This is a genomic window from Arthrobacter sp. Y3223164, from assembly GCF_059091005.1.
In genome coordinates, this window is the sequence record NZ_JBNHGF010000733.1 from 1 (window position 1) to 719 (window position 719).

The 719-nt window shown below is 72.2% G+C and carries 1 protein-coding gene; it reads left to right on the plus strand.

What is annotated here, in order from left to right; all coding sequences use genetic code 11:
- Positions 1 to 705 (plus strand): glutamate ligase domain-containing protein (locus AC5RUJ_RS17680; RefSeq protein WP_494156436.1); only part of this gene is annotated, 705 nt, incomplete at its 5' end.
- Positions 706 to 719 lie beyond the last annotated feature (14 nt).

The window sequence follows — 719 nt, forward strand, 5'->3', positions numbered from 1 at the left end:
GCGGCGTCCGGCACCGCAGGCCGCGTGCTGGGCTACGGCTACGCGGCCGACGCCCAGGTGCGTGTCGAAGACACCGTCTTCGCCGGCTCGGGGAGCACCAGCAGGATCGAATACTCCGGCGGCAGCTGCACGCTGCGGCTGCAGGTGCCGGGCGAGCACAACATCCGCAACGCCGCCGCCGCCCTCGCCGTGGCCATCACCCAGGGCATCGATCCGGCCACCGCGGCCGAGGGACTGGCCGGGTTCACCGGAGCAGCCAGACGGTTCGAGGCCAAGGGCACGGCGGCAGGGGTACGGGTGTTCGACGACTACGCACACCACCCCACCGAGGTCCACGCGGCACTCACGGCCGCCCGCGAGGTGGCCGGCGGGCATGCGGTGCATGTCCTGTTCCAGCCGCACCTGTTTTCCCGCACCCGGGAATTCGCCGCCGAGTTCGCCCGGGCCCTGCAACTGGCCGATTCGGCGGCCGTTCTCGATATCTACGCCTCCCGTGAAGATCCGATCCCGGGCGTCACCAGCGAACTGATCACCAGCCGGCTCGCGCCCGGCAGCTATGCACCGGATCCGGGGCGGGCGGTGAGGGACATTGTTGCCCGCTCCCGGCCCGGGGACATCGTGCTGACCGTCGGCGCCGGTGACGTGACCCAATACGGGCCGGTGCTGGTCGAGGCCCTGGGGCAGGCCGCAGCGGCGGCGCGATGAGTCCGCGCAAGCCC